General features: G+C 58.8%; 19 protein-coding genes. 12 read left to right on the top strand and 7 right to left on the bottom strand.

All coding sequences use genetic code 11. From position 1 onward, the window contains the following. Positions 1-170 precede the first annotated feature (170 nt). Positions 171-1,079, top strand: coding sequence for a glutaminase B (glsB, locus tag GVN17_RS16510; RefSeq protein ID WP_166596316.1), 909 nt, complete (start codon positions 171-173; stop codon positions 1,077-1,079). 163 nt (positions 1,080-1,242) lie between these two features. On the opposite strand, the gene GVN17_RS16505 is transcribed toward glsB, so the two are convergent. Next, positions 1,243-2,253, bottom strand: a complete 1,011-nt coding sequence (locus GVN17_RS16505; RefSeq protein WP_166596315.1) for an NAD(P)-dependent alcohol dehydrogenase — start codon at positions 2,251-2,253, stop codon at positions 1,243-1,245. A gap of 88 nt (positions 2,254-2,341) precedes the next feature. On the opposite strand from GVN17_RS16505, the gene GVN17_RS16500 reads away from it, so the two are divergent. After that, positions 2,342-3,259 carry a LysR family transcriptional regulator gene (locus GVN17_RS16500; RefSeq protein ID WP_166596314.1) on the top strand — a complete coding sequence of 306 codons (918 nt, stop codon included), beginning with the start codon at positions 2,342-2,344 and terminating at the stop codon, positions 3,257-3,259. Between the two features lie 101 nt (positions 3,260-3,360). Here the strand turns inward: GVN17_RS16500 and GVN17_RS16495 are convergent, their stop codons facing one another. Further along, positions 3,361-4,095 (bottom strand): SDR family NAD(P)-dependent oxidoreductase, encoded by a 735-nt coding sequence (locus GVN17_RS16495; protein ID WP_166596313.1) that lies wholly within the window; start codon positions 4,093-4,095, stop codon positions 3,361-3,363. 115 nt (positions 4,096-4,210) lie between these two features. Between GVN17_RS16495 and GVN17_RS16490 the strand changes: the two genes are divergently transcribed. Both GVN17_RS16490 and dctA read left to right on the top strand, forming a co-directional pair. Next, on the top strand, positions 4,211-4,573 hold the full coding sequence (locus GVN17_RS16490) for a helix-turn-helix domain-containing protein (protein WP_166596312.1): 363 nt from the start codon (positions 4,211-4,213) through the stop codon (positions 4,571-4,573). 577 nt (positions 4,574-5,150) lie between these two features. Further along, positions 5,151-6,464 carry a C4-dicarboxylate transporter DctA gene (dctA, locus tag GVN17_RS16485; protein ID WP_166596380.1) on the top strand — a complete coding sequence of 438 codons (1,314 nt, stop codon included), beginning with the start codon at positions 5,151-5,153 and terminating at the stop codon, positions 6,462-6,464. Positions 6,465-6,676: 212 nt separating this feature from the next. On the opposite strand, the gene GVN17_RS16480 is transcribed toward dctA, so the two are convergent. Next, the gene (locus GVN17_RS16480) at positions 6,677-7,126 is read right to left on the bottom strand and encodes a DUF6196 family protein (RefSeq protein WP_256665250.1); all 450 of its coding nucleotides are present in this window, start codon (positions 7,124-7,126) and stop codon (positions 6,677-6,679) included. A gap of 118 nt (positions 7,127-7,244) precedes the next feature. On the opposite strand from GVN17_RS16480, the gene GVN17_RS16475 reads away from it, so the two are divergent. After that, complete coding sequence (locus GVN17_RS16475; RefSeq protein ID WP_166596311.1) at positions 7,245-8,186, top strand: LysR family transcriptional regulator; 942 nt, start codon at positions 7,245-7,247, stop codon at positions 8,184-8,186. 16 nt (positions 8,187-8,202) lie between these two features. Here GVN17_RS16475 and GVN17_RS16470 read toward each other — a convergent pair whose 3' ends face one another. Further along, positions 8,203-8,877: a MarR family winged helix-turn-helix transcriptional regulator gene (locus GVN17_RS16470; protein ID WP_218576254.1), complete on the bottom strand. Its 675-nt coding sequence runs from the start codon at positions 8,875-8,877 to the stop codon at positions 8,203-8,205. Here GVN17_RS16470 and GVN17_RS16465 point away from each other — a divergent pair. Next, positions 8,846-9,652, top strand: a complete 807-nt coding sequence (locus tag GVN17_RS16465; protein WP_166596310.1) for an SDR family oxidoreductase — start codon at positions 8,846-8,848, stop codon at positions 9,650-9,652. The genes GVN17_RS16470 and GVN17_RS16465 overlap by 32 nt on opposite strands. Positions 9,653-9,736: 84 nt before the next feature. Here the strand turns inward: GVN17_RS16465 and GVN17_RS16460 are convergent, their stop codons facing one another. Then, a complete protein-coding gene (locus GVN17_RS16460; RefSeq protein ID WP_166596309.1) occupies positions 9,737-10,615 on the bottom strand; it encodes a LysR family transcriptional regulator in 879 nt (292 codons plus the stop codon). Positions 10,616-10,721: 106 nt separating this feature from the next. Here GVN17_RS16460 and GVN17_RS16455 point away from each other — a divergent pair, with 106 nt between their 5' ends. After that, positions 10,722-11,120, top strand: a complete 399-nt coding sequence (locus tag GVN17_RS16455; protein WP_166596308.1) for a 4-oxalocrotonate tautomerase — start codon at positions 10,722-10,724, stop codon at positions 11,118-11,120. Positions 11,121-11,194: 74 nt separating this feature from the next. Here GVN17_RS16455 and GVN17_RS16450 read toward each other — a convergent pair whose 3' ends face one another. Both GVN17_RS16450 and GVN17_RS16445 read right to left on the bottom strand, forming a co-directional pair. Further along, a complete protein-coding gene (locus GVN17_RS16450) occupies positions 11,195-11,755 on the bottom strand; it encodes a carboxymuconolactone decarboxylase family protein (RefSeq protein ID WP_166596307.1) in 561 nt (186 codons plus the stop codon). 132 nt (positions 11,756-11,887) lie between these two features. Next, complete coding sequence (locus tag GVN17_RS16445; protein ID WP_166596306.1) at positions 11,888-12,802, bottom strand: LysR family transcriptional regulator; 915 nt, start codon at positions 12,800-12,802, stop codon at positions 11,888-11,890. A gap of 116 nt (positions 12,803-12,918) precedes the next feature. Between GVN17_RS16445 and GVN17_RS16440 the strand changes: the two genes are divergently transcribed. The 5 genes from GVN17_RS16440 to GVN17_RS16420 all read left to right on the top strand — a co-directional run bounded on the left by GVN17_RS16440 (position 12,919) and on the right by GVN17_RS16420 (position 18,244). Next, positions 12,919-13,515: a flavodoxin family protein gene (locus tag GVN17_RS16440; RefSeq protein ID WP_166596305.1), complete on the top strand. Its 597-nt coding sequence runs from the start codon at positions 12,919-12,921 to the stop codon at positions 13,513-13,515. A 500-nt stretch (positions 13,516-14,015) separates the two neighbouring features. After that, positions 14,016-15,431, top strand: a complete 1,416-nt coding sequence (locus GVN17_RS16435) for an MFS transporter (RefSeq protein WP_166596304.1) — start codon at positions 14,016-14,018, stop codon at positions 15,429-15,431. A gap of 85 nt (positions 15,432-15,516) precedes the next feature. Then, positions 15,517-15,948 carry a nuclear transport factor 2 family protein gene (locus GVN17_RS16430; protein WP_166596303.1) on the top strand — a complete coding sequence of 144 codons (432 nt, stop codon included), beginning with the start codon at positions 15,517-15,519 and terminating at the stop codon, positions 15,946-15,948. Between the two features lie 306 nt (positions 15,949-16,254). After that, positions 16,255-17,070: an alpha/beta fold hydrolase gene (locus tag GVN17_RS16425; protein WP_166596302.1), complete on the top strand. Its 816-nt coding sequence runs from the start codon at positions 16,255-16,257 to the stop codon at positions 17,068-17,070. Then, positions 17,060-18,244 carry a PAS domain-containing sensor histidine kinase gene (locus GVN17_RS16420; RefSeq protein ID WP_166596301.1) on the top strand — a complete coding sequence of 395 codons (1,185 nt, stop codon included), beginning with the start codon at positions 17,060-17,062 and terminating at the stop codon, positions 18,242-18,244. Before GVN17_RS16425 ends, GVN17_RS16420 begins: the two co-directional genes overlap by 11 nt. Positions 18,245-18,470 lie beyond the last annotated feature (226 nt).

Below are 18,470 nucleotides of genomic sequence, written 5' to 3'. Positions count from 1 at the left end.
CGCATAAATCCAGGCGAGACCTCCCGGCAACCCAATATCTTCACCTCTCACCACCCACCCGAGAAACACTCCCTCTCACCCTTTCACACAAAACGTGTGATCTCTCCCCCTGAACCTTCGTCAAGAAAACCACCCCGTGCTGTCGTCGGGGACTGATAACAGGGCTTTCCATGCAAACGCTGTTGAACGAGATTCTCGACGAAGTGCGTCCCTTGATCGGCAAGGGCAAAGTGGCTGACTACATCCCCGCGCTGGCCGATGTGCCAGCGCAGCAGTTGGGCATTGCCGTGTATGGCAACGATGGCAGCTATCACCGTGCGGGCGACGCGCTGGTGCCGTTTTCGGTGCAGAGCATTTCCAAGGTGTTCAGCCTGGTTCAGGCCATCGGCCACTCGGGTGAAGCCATTTGGGAGCGGCTGGGTCATGAGCCCTCGGGTCAGCCGTTCAATTCGCTGGTCCAGCTGGAGTTCGAGCGCGGGCGCCCGCGCAATCCGTTCATCAATGCGGGAGCGTTGGTGATTTGCGACATCAACCAGTCGCGCTTCGCCGCGCCGACGTTGTCGATGCGCGATTTCGTACGACGGCTGTCGGGCAATCCACACGTGCTGATGGATGCCCGTGTGGCCGACTCCGAATACCAGTTCCGCGCACGCAACGCGGCGATGGCGTATCTGATGCAGTCATTCGGCAACTTCCACAACGAAGTCGAGGCCGTGCTGCGCAGTTATTTCAGCTACTGCGCGCTGCGAATGAATTGCCTCGATCTGGCCCGAGCGTTCTGCTTCCTGGCCAACGACGGGTTTTGCAAGCACAGCGGCGAGCGGATTTTGACCCGGCGCCAGACTCAACAAGTGAACTCGATCATGGCCACGAGCGGGCTGTATGACGAAGCCGGAAATTTCGCCTACCGCGTGGGACTGCCCGGCAAGAGTGGCGTGGGTGGTGGGATTGTGGCCATCGTGCCGGGGCAATTTACGGTCTGCGTGTGGTCGCCGGAACTCAACGCCGCGGGCAACTCCCTCGCCGGCATGGCGGCGCTGGAGTTGCTGAGTGCGCGGATCGGGTGGTCAGTGTTCTGAGTGACGGCTGGCCTTTCTCCGGAAAGGGATCAGGCCGGTATCTCGTGGCAGTCCTCCCTCATTTTCTCAGACTGTCGTCCAGCCAAGGATTGCAGGTGTGGGCACGCTGAAAGGTAAGCCGGTCGGTGGGTGTGTATGGCATCCGCCGAATTGTCCACCCCGTCTACCAGCCGGTGCGAACGGCGATTTTGCCAAAGTGTGCACCCGCCCCCATCCGCTCATAGGCCGCCTTCAACTGGTCCAGTTCGAAGATTTGATCGACCACAGGCCTGATGCGGTGGACAGAGATAGCCCCAATCGCCGACGCCAGGTCGGCGACAGAGCCACCATTACTGCCCTGCACGCGAATTTCCTTGAAAATCACAGGCATCAGGTTGGCGGGCTGCGCAGCGCCGTCCAGAAAACCAATGGCCGCCACAGTCCCCCCATGGCGAACAGCGGCTAACGACCGCTCGAAGCCTTGGCCTCCCACCGGGTCGATCACCAGATCCACGCCCTGCCCTCCCGTTCGATCCAAGACAAAACGGTCCCAGTCCGGGCTGTCTCGATAATTGAATGTTTCATCAGCCTTGAGCATTCGGGCGCGTTCCAGCTTCTCGTTGGACGACGAAGTGATGATGACCCGGGCGCCACGAGCCTTGGCCAGTTGCAGGGCAAAGATGGACACGCCCCCGGTGCCCAGCAAGGCCACCGTCGAACCCGGACCTATGTGGGCGGTGTCGAGCGCGCGCCAGGCTGTCATGGCGGCAATGGGCAGCGAAGCCGCTTCTTCCCAACTCAAATGATCCGGAATTTTCACCACGGTTGCGGCATCCAGCTCCGCGACCTCCACCAGCGAGCCACGGACGGTGGCGCCCCTCATCGGACCGGCCAGTTCAGCCGTGGCGCGGCCTGCAATCCAGTGAGGCTTGATGTGGATGACCACACGATCCCCCGCCTTGACCTGCCAGACATCCTCGCCTACCGCCACCACCTCACCGGCGCCATCAGCCAAGGGAATATTGGGATACACCGCACCCGGGTACTGACCATGAACGACCGCGATGTCGGCGAAATTCAAGCTCGCGGCTTTGATGCGGACCAGCACCCTTCCGCGCCCCGGTTGAGCAGGGTCAGCCAGTTCGACGGGCAAGAACGCATCAAGTGACGGGGCAGTTAACTGTATGGCTTTCATAAGGCTCTCCAGAAATGACAGGAGGCCATTATGAAATGCTGCGTTTTGAGACAGAATACGAAGATCCTACCGTTCATAGATGTGAAAAATGCAGGAATCCTTTTTCTCCGATTTGAATGAGCTTTCGGCGTTTGTTGCCTTGGCCGACACCGGATCGTTTTCAGCGGCGGGTCGACAAATAGGTCGGGATGCCACTGCGGTGTCCCGCAGGTTGAGTGCGATGGAAGCCCGCCTGGGCGTGCGTCTCGCCGACCGCAGCACCCGCAAAGTGGCGCTCACTGAAGCCGGTCAACGCTATCTTGCGCGGATCAGGCCATTGCTCGACGGGCTCCAGTCTGCGGGCCGGGAAGCGGCAGAGCAGGTCGACGGCCAAGTACGCGGGCATCTGCGGATCTCGTTGCCTGGCAGTTTTGCCAGGCGCTGGATGACGCCGCTGATCGTGGGGTTCCTGCGTGCACATCCATTGGTCACGATCGAAGCCGATACGAGTAACCGCTTCGTTGACCTGATCGGCGAGCATTACGACCTTGCCATCCGACTGGGCGTATTAGCTGACTCTCGACTGGTTGCACGCAAGGTGGCGGAGCGTCGCCGGGTCATTTGCGCATCACCGGCCTTTCTGATGCGACATCCCCACCTTCAGGCGCCTCAAGACCTCGCCGGGGTTCCCTGCCTGTGCAACACCCGCAACAGCAATCCCTACCGTTGGGCGTTCACTCAGCCAGCACAGCGTCGCGAAGTCGTATCCGTTCGCGGCCTTCTGGCTTCCGAGGAACCTGAACTGCTGATAGAAGCTGCACTGGAGGGACTGGGTGTTCTGCACTCGACACGCTGGTACGTCGATGCCCACCTCAGGGAAGGCAGCCTCGTGGAGGTCATTCCGGACTGGCAACTGGATGACCGGGGGGCCGTCTATGTGATCACGCCAGCCACCTCAGGCACCCCCAACAAAACGCGGGCGTTTTCGGACTGGGTAGCGCAACACTTGGCGAGCGAGCTGGGATGAGGGCAGTTGTGGCTGCCATGGCGTGAACAGCGTGATATCCCAATTCTCCAAGGCCCGACGGCTTCGACGATCGGATGAGAAATCCCGTCGGGCGCAGTGGATCAGAGTTGGGCGAGGCCGCCGTCGACGGCCACTTCGCTGGCAGTCATGAAACTGCTGTCCGACGAGGCAAGAAACGCTGCGGCCGCTCCGATCTCTGCGGGATCAGCCATGCGCTGGAGCGGGGTCATCGACGCGTAGACCTTCTGGCCCTCTTCCCCCAGCGCAGCCTTGGCGAGTTCAGTGGCCGTCGCACCGGGTGACAAGACATTGACCCGGATGCCGGTGCCTTTGAGGTCTTCGGCCCAGGACCGCGCGAGGTTGCGCACGGCCGCTTTGCTGGCGCTGTAGGCGCTCATGGCCGGGGCGCCGGTGGTGCCCGCGCTCGACCCGGTCAGGATAATCGAACCGCCTTCGCCCATCAGCGGCAGCGCTTGCTGGACCGTGAAAATCGTCCCTTTCACATTGGTGTCGAAGGTGTCGTCAATGTGCTCGGCGGTGATACTGCCGAGCGGCAGCGGGCTACCTGCACCCGCATTGGCGAAGACGATATCGAGGGTGCCGCGCTCGGCTTTCACGGCGGCGTAAAGCCGGTCAAGGTCGGCAGGATCAGACACCGAGCCTTTCACCGCGCGGGCGTTTGGGCCAAGCTCGGCCACCGCCGCGTCGAGCGCGTCTTGCCGACGACCGAAGATGAACACGAAAGCGCCCTCCTCGATAAAGCGTTTTGCGGCGGCGCGGCCAATGCCGGTTGCGCCACCAGTGATCACTGCGGTTTTGCCATTCAATCGGGTCATGTCGTGCATCCTTCAATGAGTTTCTGCTCAAGCCGAGGAACGGCTCGCTTGGAAATCAGGATGCGGCGCTGATAACCTAACGACAAGTATGCACATTTTGGTAAGTACCTAAAAAATGACGACATCACCTGAAATCTGCGACACCGGATGTGGGCTCAACGCCACGCTGCGCGTCATCTCCGGCAAATGGAAACCGTTGGTCCTTTTTTTCCTGAGGGACGGCGCGAAGCGCTATGGCGAGTTGAAACGGCTGATACCGGGCGTGAGCGACAAAGTGCTGATCCAGTCGCTAAAAGACCTGGAAGCCGATCGCGTGCTGGCGCGAACGGACTATCAGGAGGTGCCTCCACGTGTGGATTACACCTTGACGCCACTCGGCCGGAGTCTGGCGCAGGCGATCATTCCGCTGTGTATATGGGGGACTGAGTATGCGGTAGAGATGGCGCGGATTTTTGCGGAACAGGATGCCGTGTCGTAGCTAAGTGCTGGGTGTGCGCACTTCGGATAAGGAAATATGCGGACGCTCAAAGAATAAGTTTCTCGACGGGCTGGATTGAACGTACTAAGCACCTTACCGATGCATCTTCTTACTATCGGCCGGAACGAAGGAAGCTAGATATAACAAGTGCACGCGATGGAAAATTATTGACTGAATGCACCCATTATTTAATGTCAAATCCGAGGCGAACCTCCTGCGCGACCAGCAAACTTAAAACGTATCCGATCAGATCAGACACCTGATTCTGCCCCCCCCCCCCCGGTGTACAGGCAGAGTGCATCGGCCGTAGTTTTTGAGCTTGCCACACACTTCATGAACGCCTCCTCCACGTTTTGACTCTTGCCCGCAACGCCGACCGATTTCAGGATGAGTCGACTTACTCAACGGAGTCTTTCGAATGTTCAATCGCCGGGGGAGTAGCGCAGTGGCTGCTTGATAAAGTCCCGCCCTCCCTCACCTGAACTTCATACACCACCGATCACGGCATTAACCTCGCAGGCGCTCTCGTGCCCGCGGCGGCACCGTGTTGCCCAAAAAACGTCGCGAGATAACAACAATGATAATTAGAAAACTGCTGGGAACCCTGTATGTACAAGTCGTGCTAGCTCTGGTGCTAGGCGTGTTATTGGGAAAACTCTGGCCTCAGGTCGGGGTGGACCTGAAGCCTTTGGGGGACGGTTTTATCAAGCTGATCAAGATGATCATCGGGCCGATCATCTTTTGTACTGTTGTCTCCGGTATTGCCAGCATGCATGACGTGAAACAGGTTGGACGAGTCGGAGGCAAAGCGCTGTTGTATTTTGAAGTGGTATCGAGCATTGCGCTGGTGATCGGCCTGATCGCTGCGCATTTGCTGCAACCAGGAAGCGGATTCAATGTAGATGTGGCGACGCTGGATCGCTCGACGATCGCCGGTTATGTGGGCCAGTCGCAACATGGCGAGGGCATTGTCGGCTTTTTGTTGCACGTGATTCCGGCGACCTTTTTCGAGGCGTTCACCCAAGGCGAGATTTTGCCAGTACTGTTCGTCTCGGTGCTGTTCGGCGTGGCACTGGTGATGGTGGGTGAAAAAGCCAGACCGCTGACAGGCCTGATAAATCAGACCAGCGAAGTGTTCTTTCGCATTGTCGGCATCATCAGTCGGGTAGCCCCTGTCGGTGCATTTGGAGCCATGGCTTTCACTATCGGCAAGTACGGCCTGGGCTCGTTGCTACCCCTGTTGAAGTTGGTCGGCACGTTCTATGTCACGGCGCTGTTCTTCATCTTCGTGGTGCTGGGCAGCATTGCCCGTCACAGCGGTTTCAGCATCTTCAAACTGCTGGCGTATCTCAAGTCCGAACTGTTGATCGTGCTGGGCACCAGCTCATCGGAATCGGCGCTACCACAGCTGATCCAGAAGTTGGAAAGTCTGGGGGCCTCTCGCGGTGTCGTAGGTATCGTCGTGCCCACGGGCTACACCTTCAACCTGGACGGCACCAACATCTACATGACGCTGGCGGTGCTGTTTCTTGCCCAAGCAACCAACATCGAGCTGACGATGGAACAGCAACTCACCCTGCTCGCCGTGGCAATGCTCACGTCCAAGGGCGCCGGTGCGGTAGTGGGCGCAGGTTTCGTGGCATTGGCCGCCAGCCTGGCTGTGGTGCCAACCGTGCCCGTGGCTGCCATGGTATTGATTCTGGGGATTGATCGTTTCATGGCCGAGTGCCGTTCGCTCACCAATATTATTGGCAACGCTGTGGCAGCACTGGTAATCGCGGGCTGGGAAAAAGAACTGGACCGCAGCCAGATGGCACCCATTGCTCTCAAGAGCAGCCGCCGTGCGGCTGCGCTAGATGCTAAAACTTGTGTCCGCGCCGACCACGTTTAGGATATGGCGTTTTTTGGGGCTCTTGCTGGGCCCTAAACGGCTCCGCATCTGGGCGAATTCCGCGTAGCGGGTTTCGTAGCACGTAGACCGCTTCCCGAATTCCGCTAGGTGGCGCAAGCATCCTGCTCTAAAGCCGATTCTTGAAAACCGACGGATATCGGCCAGCAGCCACATGGGCAAGCGAATACGGTTACCGTATTGCTCTCCTGCATCTACTCGGCCATGCAGCCGTCAACCAATGCCTGGATCTCTGTAAAGACATCCGAAGCCAGACTCGCCGGAACGCCCCAATAATCAAAGATTCCCCCCTCATCCTGGTGCTGGCCGCAAGTCACGAAAACGCCAGTCCCAAAGCGCTGTTTCAGTCGACTGGCCAACCAGCCCACGAACCCGCTGTTGTCGATACCGTGAGGAAAATGGAAACGGAAGACGCCAAAAAGCTCCTGCTCGGAGGCTTCGCAGGGGACCAACTGACTCCACACCTTGTCATCTCGAACGAGTGCCAGTGCGTCGGGATGTACGGCTCCCGGGAAAGATGACAAAGGAAACTCCAAAAACGCATACGTGCCGGTAAAGAATCGGACGCGCGCCTGGGTCATGACGCGTAATAGCCGACGCTCCGCATCCTCAGTCGTTTCATGCGATATGTTCACCATTTCCATATCTCCGCTCTGTGAAGCGCAAGGCGCTTGCATTGATTGACCCGAGCGATGTTAAGCAGGAAGATTTTCAAGATAAATGCCCGACATAGAACAACATTGGCAACCAAAGGTTGTAAATATGGATAAGCTGAAAAGCATGGCCGCCTTCGTCGCAGCAGCAGAGGCAAGCTCTTTCTCCGCAGCAGCAGCACTGCTAGGCGTCACTCCGCAGCTGATTGCCAAACAGGTAGGAAACCTGGAATCACAACTAGGTCTCAAACTCATCACCCGGACCACTCGCCGTCAAAGCTTGACCGCCTTGGGTGAAGAATATTATTCGCGCTGCAAGGCAATCCTGAAGGACGTTGAAGATGCTGAAGCGCTGGCACTGGCGGCAAACTCCACGCCGCGTGGGAAGATCAGAATCAGCGCACCGTACAATTACGGCTCACATCGGTTGATCCCGTTCCTCACCCAATACCTGACGCGCTATCCCGAAACGGAAATCGAACTTGAACTGACAGACAGGTTCGTGAATATCGTGGAAGAAGGATACGAAGTCGTTTTCCGGCTGGGTAAACCGCAATTAGCCGACAGCGCTGCGTTAGTGCAGCGCTGTTTGAGACCTTTCAGGATGTTCGCCTGCGCATCGCCTGCTTATCTATCGCGCAAAGGGACCCCGCTCCACCCCGAGCAACTCGTGGACCATGACTGTCTGGGCTATCTATTTTCCGATCGAATGACGGACAAAGTCTGGCGCTTCACCAAAAACATGCAGGCGTTCACAATCCCCATTACCAGCCGACTGAAGGTCAATAACACCCTGGCCAAGGTCAATGCAGCATTGTCGGATTTCGGCATCACGCTCTGTGTAGAAGACGTGCTCATGCCCTATGTGCAACGTGGAGAGCTGGTTGTACTTTTCAAGGACTTCGAAGGACCTACCTACCCCGTCAATCTGATCTACCCCGCCGACCGTCGTCCCTCAGCAAAGGTCAGACGCTTCATCGACGAAGTCGTCGATGCTCTCGGCGTGCCGCAGGGCAAGCGCAGCGAGGGCTGTGAAATTCGCTCCTCATGAATGCCTGCCGGAATAGCTACGATTGATCATCTTCGCGGTAGGCAACAAGAAACTCGTCGGATGCCACGAAGTCTGCCGCAGCTCGTAACGCGGCAGCCGAATCGCTGCCCATGACCGCTTCGACGCGTTCGTTGGCAGTGGCCCAATAAACCAGTGCGCGCTGCCACAGTTCAACGCCGTCCGGCGTCAGAAGAGCACGCTTGGTCCGCTTGTCATGTTCGTCAACCTTTAGCACCACCCAACCGTCCCTGATCAGGGGCTTCAAAGCGTGCGTGAGTGCAGAGATCTGAATGGCGAGTTTGACTGCCAGATCCTGCAATGTCGGAGCTTGCCCATCGTTATCTGCCTCCATCCTCACGATCTCGGTCAACAGAGAGACTTGGGTGGATTTCAGGCCTAGAGGCGCTAAAGCCTCGTCATACAAATTTCCCAGACGCCGAGCAGCAAGCCGCAGCGCTGTGTTCGTACAGACGAGCGATTGATAAAGATCTTCTTCGCCCGTCGCGATTCTGGAGGACCGGGAAATCGCCGGTAGCTTGCTAGAAATTTTCGTCATGTCTGAATAATGGTTGAGCACAACACCATTGACAACCCCTGCCTTTCGAGCAGATGCTTGAGCCCTCAACTTGTTGCTTGAGTACTCAACCTTGGAGAGCACTATGGATTCGTCAAAAAAGACCGCCGTCGTCACTGGCGCTTCATCGGGTATTGGAGCCGTCTACGCTGACCGCCTCGCGGCGCGCGGATTCGATCTGGTTCTCGTGGCTCGTCGGGAAGACCGCCTGAATGCACTCGCCAATGACTTGGCAGAGAAGCACGGTATCAACGTGCGCACTCTGGTTGCTGATCTGGAAAAAGAAGCAGATGTAGCCAGAGTGGAAGAGGTGCTCACCCGTGACGACAGCGTGCAGATGCTCGTGAACAACGCGGGCGTCGCCCGGCTAAGCGCGTTGGCGGACACATCCGTCGATGTGTCTCTGTCGCAAATCGCGTTGAATATCGTCTCGTTGACGCGTTTGACCCACGCGGTTTTGCCCGCCTTCGTTGCACGCAACCACGGCACCATCATCAACATCGCGTCGGTGCTGGCGGTGCATTCGTGGGAGATCAGTTCGGTTTATAGCGGGACAAAATCCTACGTGCTGGCGTTCAGCCGAGGGATACAGGACGAGTTGGCAAAAGCCCACTCAAACGTGAAACTGCAAGTCGTGCTGCCCGCCTCAACCGCAACCGAGATCTGGTCTGAAAGCGTGTCGGGTATTCCGCTGTCAGCACTGAGTCAAGACACCATCATGAGTACTGAAAACTGCGTGGACGCCGCGCTCGCAGGTCTGGATCACGGCGAAAACATTACCTTCCCCTCTGTCGACGACGAGAACTTATGGCGTGAATACGACAGCGCTCGCGGTGCACTCTTCGCCGCGACACAAACTGGCAAGCCCGCGTCCCGCTACCGCCTTTCTTGATAGCCAGAGCATGGATCTGATGGACGTCGCCATCAGATCCATGCGCGGAATGCGGGCTGGCGCACTCGCGCGACGTCATCCGGGTTACACCGCCAACGTCGCAGCGATAACCTCGGCAATGGATTGCAATCTTAGGCTGGCCTTCGAGTCGCTTTGCTTCGTTTCCAGCAGCACGAATTCAGCATCAGGCAGCGCAGGCAAAAAGCCTTTGGGCACTTCCACCATGCCCGGTTCGATCAAGGCCGATGCATTGAGGCAGCCAATGCCCAGCCCTGCTCCCACAGCAGCCTGAAGGCCCGCGACGCCTGAGGCGATATGGGCGATGACATGCGGCCGACGGTGCGTGTCGAGTTGCTGACGTACCAGCCGATGCAGCGAACAGGTCTCGGGCAGCAAGGCGAGTTCGATGGGCTTTTGCTCGCAGGCCATCTTTTGTCCGTTGGCCATGACCCAAATCAAACGCTCTGTGCGAAGCACCCTTACGTCGCTGGGTGTTCCGGGCGCAGACCCGACAATCCGCATCACGATCGCCAGGTCAAGCGCACCGTTGCGGTGGGCGGCCATGACTTCATCGCTTTTGCCCACCTGCGTGCGAATCCGTAAGCCCGGATGCTGCTGGGCGATCCGGTTCAGCAATCCCATGAGATGACTCGGTCTGAAGTAATCCGAGATGCCGAGGTTAAGTTCGCCTTCCAGCGGAATGCCGTGCATGTCACGCCATGCCGCATCGGCCAACGCCAGGATTTTGCGCGCGTGATCCACCATGCGCTCGCCCACAGCGGTCGTCTGCACGCCCATTTTGCTGCGAACGAGGAGTTGCCCACCGGCGGCCTCTTCAAGCTTTCGTAATTGCTCGCTCAGCGAGGACTGCGAGAGAAACCGGGTGGAGACAGCCGCTGAAATACTGCCCGCATCAACGACCGCCACCAGCGTTCTTAACTGCTCGAAATCAAAACCGCGCATATTCATCCACCCGATAAACCGATGGCAACCATCGCATCATACGGCTTTTCCAATGGAACGGGTGCACACAGAATGATCGGCATCCACCCACAGAAAGGACACCGTCATGCCTTCTATCACGCTCCAGCTGTCCGGCCCACGCAATCCCGATCTCGGTCAAAAAGCGATGGTGCTGATTAATCAGCTCACTGCCGAAGTATTGGGCAAACAACCCCAACTCATGGCAACGACCGTCCAATACGTTGCCGATGAAGACTGGTTCATCGCAGGACAACCCTTGTCAGTGACGGGGGGAAGTGCGTTTCACCTCCTCATCAGCATCACCGACGAGACCAATACAAAACAGGAGAAAGCGCTGTTTCTCGCGGAGGTTCATGCCGGGCTGAAGCGGTTGATGCCAGACCTGCACGACGTGTCCTACGTGCATCTCGTCGACGCACGCGCGGCCGCGTACGGCTATGGCGGGCGCACCCAGGAATGGCGCCATCAGCAAGCCGGCGTTTGATTGAGTTCGTTCATGGCGCAGATCGACACCTGCGCCATGAACGAGAACGTTAAGAAGAAAGCACCCACCGAAAGCTATTCATCGAACGGCAGCGGCGCCCCTGAATCACGTCGCACATCAAACACATTGAGCGTCATCGCCACCAACGCGTAATACCCATACACCCCGATCAGCTCGACCATTGCAGACTCGCCAAACAGCGCGACGCCCTGGTCGTAGAGCGCTTTATCGACCCTTCGGGTGTGGTAAAGCGAATGGCCGATGTCGTAGACACATTGCTCATCGGCGCGCGTAAACGTTGGGGAGCGTTGCTCCCTGAGCGCGTCGATCACGCTGTCGGAAACACCTGCACTTCTGGCGATGGGCGCGTGAATCTGCCACTCGGCCTGAGAGCGCCACCAGGCGGCCGTCGTCAGAATGGCGAGTTCGGTGAGCCGCAGTTCCAGGGCCGTACCATATCGGCAGAACGCCCCGAGACGTTGGGCGTGGTCCGCCAGCGCCGGGCTGTGAATCCAGGCCAGAAACGGGCCATCCAGGTTGCCGCGAGGGCCCTTCAGAATGTCAGCGAGCACGCGCTGCTGATCTTCACTCATCTGATCGGGTTGCAAGGGTGTAAGACGCGATTGAATGCTCATGACTGCAGGTTCGCTCCTTTAGGCGACAGCACGCTGTGCAAGCGTGGGAAACAATTTATCAAGGGGTCGCGGCGACGAAAAACATCCCCCACGCTGGCGAGAAGAAACACCCGCCGGATGGCAAGACGCTCGTCAAACCGGCTCATCGAGATAGGGTTTCAATACCCCTTCAATCCAGCTCATGAAGGCTCGCACCCGCTGGGAAAGATTGCGCCGATGGGCGACAACGAGCGAAGCGGCAAGCGGCTCGGGCCTAAGCTCGGGGAGCACTTCCACCAGATCGCCGCGCTGGATGTGCTGCGCCAGCGCCAGGTAACCGCCTTGAATCAGTCCGATGCCCGCCAGCCCCGCTGCATGGTAGGTCTGCACGCTGTTGACCTGCATCACGCCGGGCAGCGCCAGCGATCCATACCCCTCACCCTCCGGATACTCCCACCCCATCAATCGGGCGCCGAAAGTGGGGGTGTAGTGAATCATTTGGTGCCCCTGCCTCAGCAGATCGTCGAGCGTCTGCGGTGTGCCGTACATCGCCAAATAGTGAGGGCTCGCCGCGTTCATCATGCGCAAACGGCCCAGTGATCGGGCGATCAGCGTGTCGTCGAGGATCGGCCCGAGCCGGATCACGCAGTCGAACCCTTCCTGTACGAGATCAACCCGCCGATCAGTGCTGGACAACTCCAGCTCCAACTCGGGATTCGCCTTGAGGAACTGCGGCAGCGCGGGGATGACCACGGTCCTCGCCAACTCGGTCGGCATGTCGACACGCAATCGCCCCCTCAAAGGAGCGCCGTTGCTGGCGAACATCGATTGCATGTCCTGCGCATCGGCCAGAAGGTCCCGAGCACGCGAATAGAAAGCGCGCCCGTCCTCGGTCAGTTGCACGCTGCGCGTCGTCCGGTGCAAAAGCGTGGCGCCCACCTCACGCTCCAGCTCGCGAATGACGGTCGAGACTCGCCCCTTCTGAATGCCCAGGCTTTCAGCGGCTCGGGTAAAGCTCATCAGTTCCGCGACGCGGGCAAAAATCAGAAGTGTCTGGAGATGAGGCATTGTTCACCGAAATGAGAACAGAGCGTTCACGAAGACATTATTTATAGCGTATTTCTGACTCAGTAGAGTAGCGCTCACGTTGCCCATCCTTCCACTCAACGTTAGAGAGCGTCCCCATGAATTCCCCTTCCACACCTGTTAGAACCGCTGTCGTCTATCACTCCGGCTATGGCCACACCGCGCGCATGGCCAGCGCGGTGGCCGAAGGCGCAGGCACTGGCGCTGTGTTGTTGGCCATCGACTCCGAGGGCAACCTTTCCGACGACGCATGGCAGACCCTGGCCAGCGCGGATGCCATCGTTTTTGGCTCGCCGACGTACATGGGCGGCCCAAGCTGGCAGTTCAAAAAATTCGCGGATGCTTCCTCCAAACCTTGGTTCGAAGGCGCCTGGCAGAACAAGATTTTTGGCGGCTTCACCAACAGCGCGAGCCTCAACGGCGACAAGCTCAATACCCTTGAATACTTCGTCTTGCTCTCAGGGCAGCACGGCGGGATCTGGGTCGGGCTGGACATCAAACCGGCGAACCTCAAGGCCTCGAAGCGCGACGACCCGAATCGCATGGGCTCGTACATCGCGCCCATGGCGCAGACGCCTGCCGATGCGTCCCCTGAAGAGATGTCCTCAGGAGACCTTGAAACGGCACGCCTGTACGGCGCCCGGGTTGCGCTGATTGCCGGGCAATTTCAGCTTGGGAAATCCCGTCTCGCCTGAATCAGCTCATCGTGGCTCAGCTCTTCCATTTCTTCCGGACGTGAGACGCGACCCTGTGGATTCGCTTGAATCGGAATGCCATGCCGCGAACCTTCCGCGACACGGCATTTCGGCCTTTGCAGAGGGCCAATGACCCGGAGCGCCGGATATCGCAGTCATCGCCGTTGCTTGAGCGATTGACAGCCTGACGAAACGCTCGCTATAACTACACCGTTGTACGACGACAGACGAATAATCGTCGAGTCACCTCAAAAAATAAAAATGTCGGTCACCACAATGAATTCGACCTGCTTGCTTATCTCAGCCCAAACCCCGTCTGCGGGTTCTCCCCCGGCCGTTTGCTGCCCTGGAAAACGCCACTCGCTCAAAAAAGATTCACGCGCTCGACTGCGAAGTGGTTAGACCTCTGACCTCCCTATTGCGATTCCGAGACGCCGGTCACCGCGCGCTCGCTGAACCGGTCGCGAGATCATCACCCCTCCAAAAATAATAGTGATGCCATGAATCTGAACGAGTCCACCCATCCGCAAAGCGTCACACGGGCGGCCACACGGTCTGTCGGCAAATACCGCTGGACGATCTGCGCGCTGCTGTTTTTCGCCACCACGGTCAACTACCTGGATCGCCAGGTGCTCAGCCTGCTGGCCCCGGACCTGTCGACTGAATTTGGCTGGAGCAACACTGACTACGCCAACATTGCCTCGGTCTTTCAGTTCGTCTACGCCATCGCGATGATCTTCGCCGGTCGTGTCGTCGACAAGATCGGCACCAAAACCGCCTACGTCGTGGCGATTGGCGTCTGGTCCACCGGCGCCGTGATGCACGCGTTCGCGGTACCGCTGGGGCAAGGCATTGGCGCGATCACCACGGCACTGGGGTTTGCCGCGATTCCCGTGTCCATCGCCGGGTTCATGCTGTCGCGGGCCGTGCTGGCCATCGGCGAAGCGGGTAACTTCCCGATCGCGATCAAAGCCACGGCCGAATATTTTCCGAAGACCGAGCGCTCGTTCGCCACCGGGATTTTCAACTCCGGCGCCAACGTCGGTGCGATCGCCGCGCCGATCTGCGTGCCGCTGATCGCTGCGGCGTGGGGCTGGGAATCGGCGTTCATCGTGATCGGCCTGCTCGGTTTCGTCTGGCTGGGCATGTGGGTGGCCCTGTATGAAAAACCGGATCAGCAAAAACGCCTGACCGCCGAAGAGCTGGCCTACATTCGCGGCGACGAAGCCGAAGCTGTCCAGGCTGCCCCGGTGCCGGGTGCGCCTGCGAAGAAGGTCTCGTGGTTCAAACTTCTGACCTATCGCCAGACGTGGGCCTTCGCGTTCGGCAAATTCATGACTGACGGCGTGTGGTGGTTCTTCCTGTTCTGGCTCCCGACGTACCTGTCCGCGCAATACAACATGAAAGGCGCGGCCATCGTGATGCCGCTGTTCGTGCTGTACAGCATGACCATGGTCGGTAGCATCGGCGGCGGCTGGTTCCCGAGTTACTTCATGGCACGGGGCGACAAGCCGTACGACGGCCGCATGAAAGCCATGCTGATCATCGCGCTGTTCCCGTTGCTGGTGTTGCTGGCGCAACCGTTCGGGTACATCAGTTTCTGGGTGCCCGTGCTGTTGATCGGCATCGGCGCGTCGGCGCATCAGGCGTGGTCGTGCAACATTTTCACCACGGTGTCCGACATGTTCCCCCAGAAAACCGTGGCATCGGTCGTGGGCATTGGCGGCATGGCCGGCGGTCTGGGTGGCGTGGTCATGACCAAGATCGGCGGTTGGGTCTTTGACTATTACAAGTCGATCAACGACATCCACACCGGCTACATGATCATGTTTGCCATCTGCGCCCTGGCCTATCTCGTGGCGTGGAGCGTGATGAAAGCGCTGGTGCCGCGCCACAAGGAAATCACCGATCTCTGATCCCTTAGCCAACAAACCTCACGGTTGCCTCCGTGCCTACACAGGGATGCGTTTCGCATCCCACGACAACAACAAGGAAATATCGATGACCAAGTTCAAAGTGCTGGTGGGTTTTGTGTGTCTGTTTTCGGGTTACGTTGCTGCCGCCCCATCGGCCGACGAGCAGAACGTGGCCAAAGCAGTCGACAAAATGACGCAGGCGATGCTGCACAAGGACACCAAAACCCTGGCGGCCCTGACCTCCGACAAAGTCACCTATGGCCACTCCAGCGGCAAGGTTCAGAACAAGGATGAATTCATCGCCGACATCGAAACCGGCCGCAGTGGCTTCAAGACCCTGCAGATGCTGAACCAGAAAATCACCATGGACGGCGACGTCGCACTGGTCCGCAACCACTTCTCCGCCCAAGCCGTGAACAGCGGCGTGGAAGTCCCGACCGAAATCGAAAACTTCCAGATCTGGCAGAAGCAGAAAGGCCAGTGGCTGTTGATCGGTCGTCAGGCGTACAAGTTCTAATCCGGTCCCGCACGTCGGCGTGGTGATGATTGATCCCTACGCCGATGTGCCCGCCATCATGGGTGCCCTCCTTAGCAGCGTTTTCGTCCGACCAGCGACCTGCACGCGAACTCGGTTTTCCCGCCTCTTTGATGACGAAGCCGATCTGGCCGTGCCGCCTCTGAATCGGGCTCTCGTGAATCGCTGATTCTTCATCAGAGCATAAAACGAGCCTGCATCGCCCGCAGACGCTTGCTCCCGTTCCGTATGACGAGCACTATTCGCGCTACCGTAGCCAATGTGGCTTTGGCTTAACGGAATCTCGAAATGGGTCTTCGCCAACGCAACAACATCAGAGTGGAAGGCAGCGGCCCTGCGACGCTGATTTTTTCCCACGGTTTTGGCTGCGACCAGACCATGTGGCGTTACCTCTACCGCCACTTCACTGATCACTTTCGAGTGGTGATGTATGATCTCGTCGGCGCTGGCCAGTCTGACCTGGGCGACTATGATTCCGAAAAATACGCGTCGCTGATCGGGTATGCCCAGGATCTGAACGAGATCATCGATGAGTACGGTGTCGGTCCTGTCATTCTCGTGAGCCATTCCGTGAGTTCCATGATCAGTGCGCTGGCAGACCGGCTGCACCCGGGCCGCATCGCCGCCCATGTGATGGTGGGTCCCTCCCCGTGCTACATCGACACCGACGATTATGTCGGCGGCTTCACCCTGAATGACATCCACTCCCTGCTCGAAACCCTCGATAGCAACTACCTTGGCTGGTCCAGCACCATGGCCCCTGTCATCATGGGCGCGCCCGGACAACCCGCGCTCAGCGAAGAACTCACCAACAGCTTCTGCCGGACCGAGCCCGAGATCGCCAAGCAATTCGCCAGGGTCACGTTCATGTCGGACAACCGTACCGATATCGCAGGGCTCGCGACCCCCACGCTGATTCTGCAATCGACCGAAGACCTCATTGCACCGGTTGCCGTGGGCGAGTACCTGCACGCGGTCCTGCCCGAGAGTACGTTGTGCATCGTGCCCAACGTCGGGCACTGCCCGCACATGAGCGCGCCGAGTGCCTGCTCTGAGGCCATGGATATATTCCTGGCGCCGTGGATTGGCGCGCATGCCAGCTGATCGGCCAATGCCACCCGACTTCGAGGCCTTGTTCGAAGGTGCCCCCTGTGGCCTGATCCTCACCACGGAAGACGGCTCGATCCTGCGTACGAACAGAATTTTCTGCGAGTGGACAGGCTTTGATTCAGCTGCGCTGCAAGGGCGTCGCTTCCAGAGTTTGCTCACCATGGGCGGGCGGATTTTTCACCAGACCCACTGGGCGCCGCTGATGCAGATGCAAGGCTCCGTGGCGGAGGTGAAACTGGAGGTGCTGCACCGCGACGGGCATGCCTTGACCATGCTGCTCAATGGTGTTCGGCGAGACCACCCCGACGGGGCCTTTTACGAATTGGCGCTGTTTGGCACCACCGATCGCGACCGGTATGAGCGAGAGCTGCTGAACGCTCGCCGACACGCCGAAGAGTTGTTGAAAGAAAAAACAGCCGCAGAATCGGCGCTCCGACAAGCGAAAGTGGACCTGAGCGTCGCCTACGAAAAAGCTCAGCGTCGCGCCTTGTTTGCAGAACAGATGGTCGCGATTGCCAGTCACGATCTGAAAAACCCGTTGACGGCTATTCGCATGGCCACCGACATGCTGATCCGCGGCGAGCGTACCGCCAAGGAAGCAAAGCTGTTGGAGCACATCGGGAAATCGTCTGACCGCGCCCAGCGCATGATCGCGGACCTGCTGGACCTGGCGTTGGTCCGAGCTGGCAACGGCATTGGCATCAATCGCTCTTCGGTCGCGCTGCACAGGGTCGTCAGCCAGTGTCTGAACGAACTCCAACTGGCCTTTCCGGCCGCGACATTGCGGCATCATCCCTCTGGCGACGGAAACGTTGAACTGGATGCCGACCGCCTTCAACAACTTGTTGGCAATCTGGTCGCCAACAGCGTGGCTTACGGCGATCCCCAACAGCCCATCACTGTCGTATCGACTCTGGCAAACGGCATGGCCGCTGTCTCGGTTCAGAATTGGGGCTCTGTCATTTCCGAGGGCGCACTGGCCAGCCTGTTTGAACCCATGACGCGTCACAGCGCCAAGGACGATGACGTCAGAAGCGTGGGTCTGGGCCTGTTCATCGTCCGGGAAATCGCCCAGGCCCACGGCGGTGACGTAACCGTCAGCTCAAACGCTGAGAGCGGTACGACGTTTACTGCGTGCTTCCTTGACGGAATCGCGCACAGCGGGTGATGTGGCGCAATCGCACCCGACGCTGAACCCTATCTGAAGATCGCCAGCTTGCGGATCCGCAGCATCTCAGCCAGCGCACGATGCGGCTTCGCCGTTCCTCTTTCTGCGACACAGATCTTCAACTGATGCGACTACCGCGCCGGGTCCCGCAATCGCACAGTACGGCGGGCGGTGAGCGTGCCATTTCAACAGCAACAGCAGCCGAACCCGCTCGACTCACCCGCGC

Source organism: Pseudomonas sp. SLFW (assembly GCF_009905615.1).
Taxonomy (GTDB): domain Bacteria; phylum Pseudomonadota; class Gammaproteobacteria; order Pseudomonadales; family Pseudomonadaceae; genus Aquipseudomonas; species Aquipseudomonas bambusae.
This window is presented reverse-complemented; position numbering and strand designations above follow the sequence as displayed.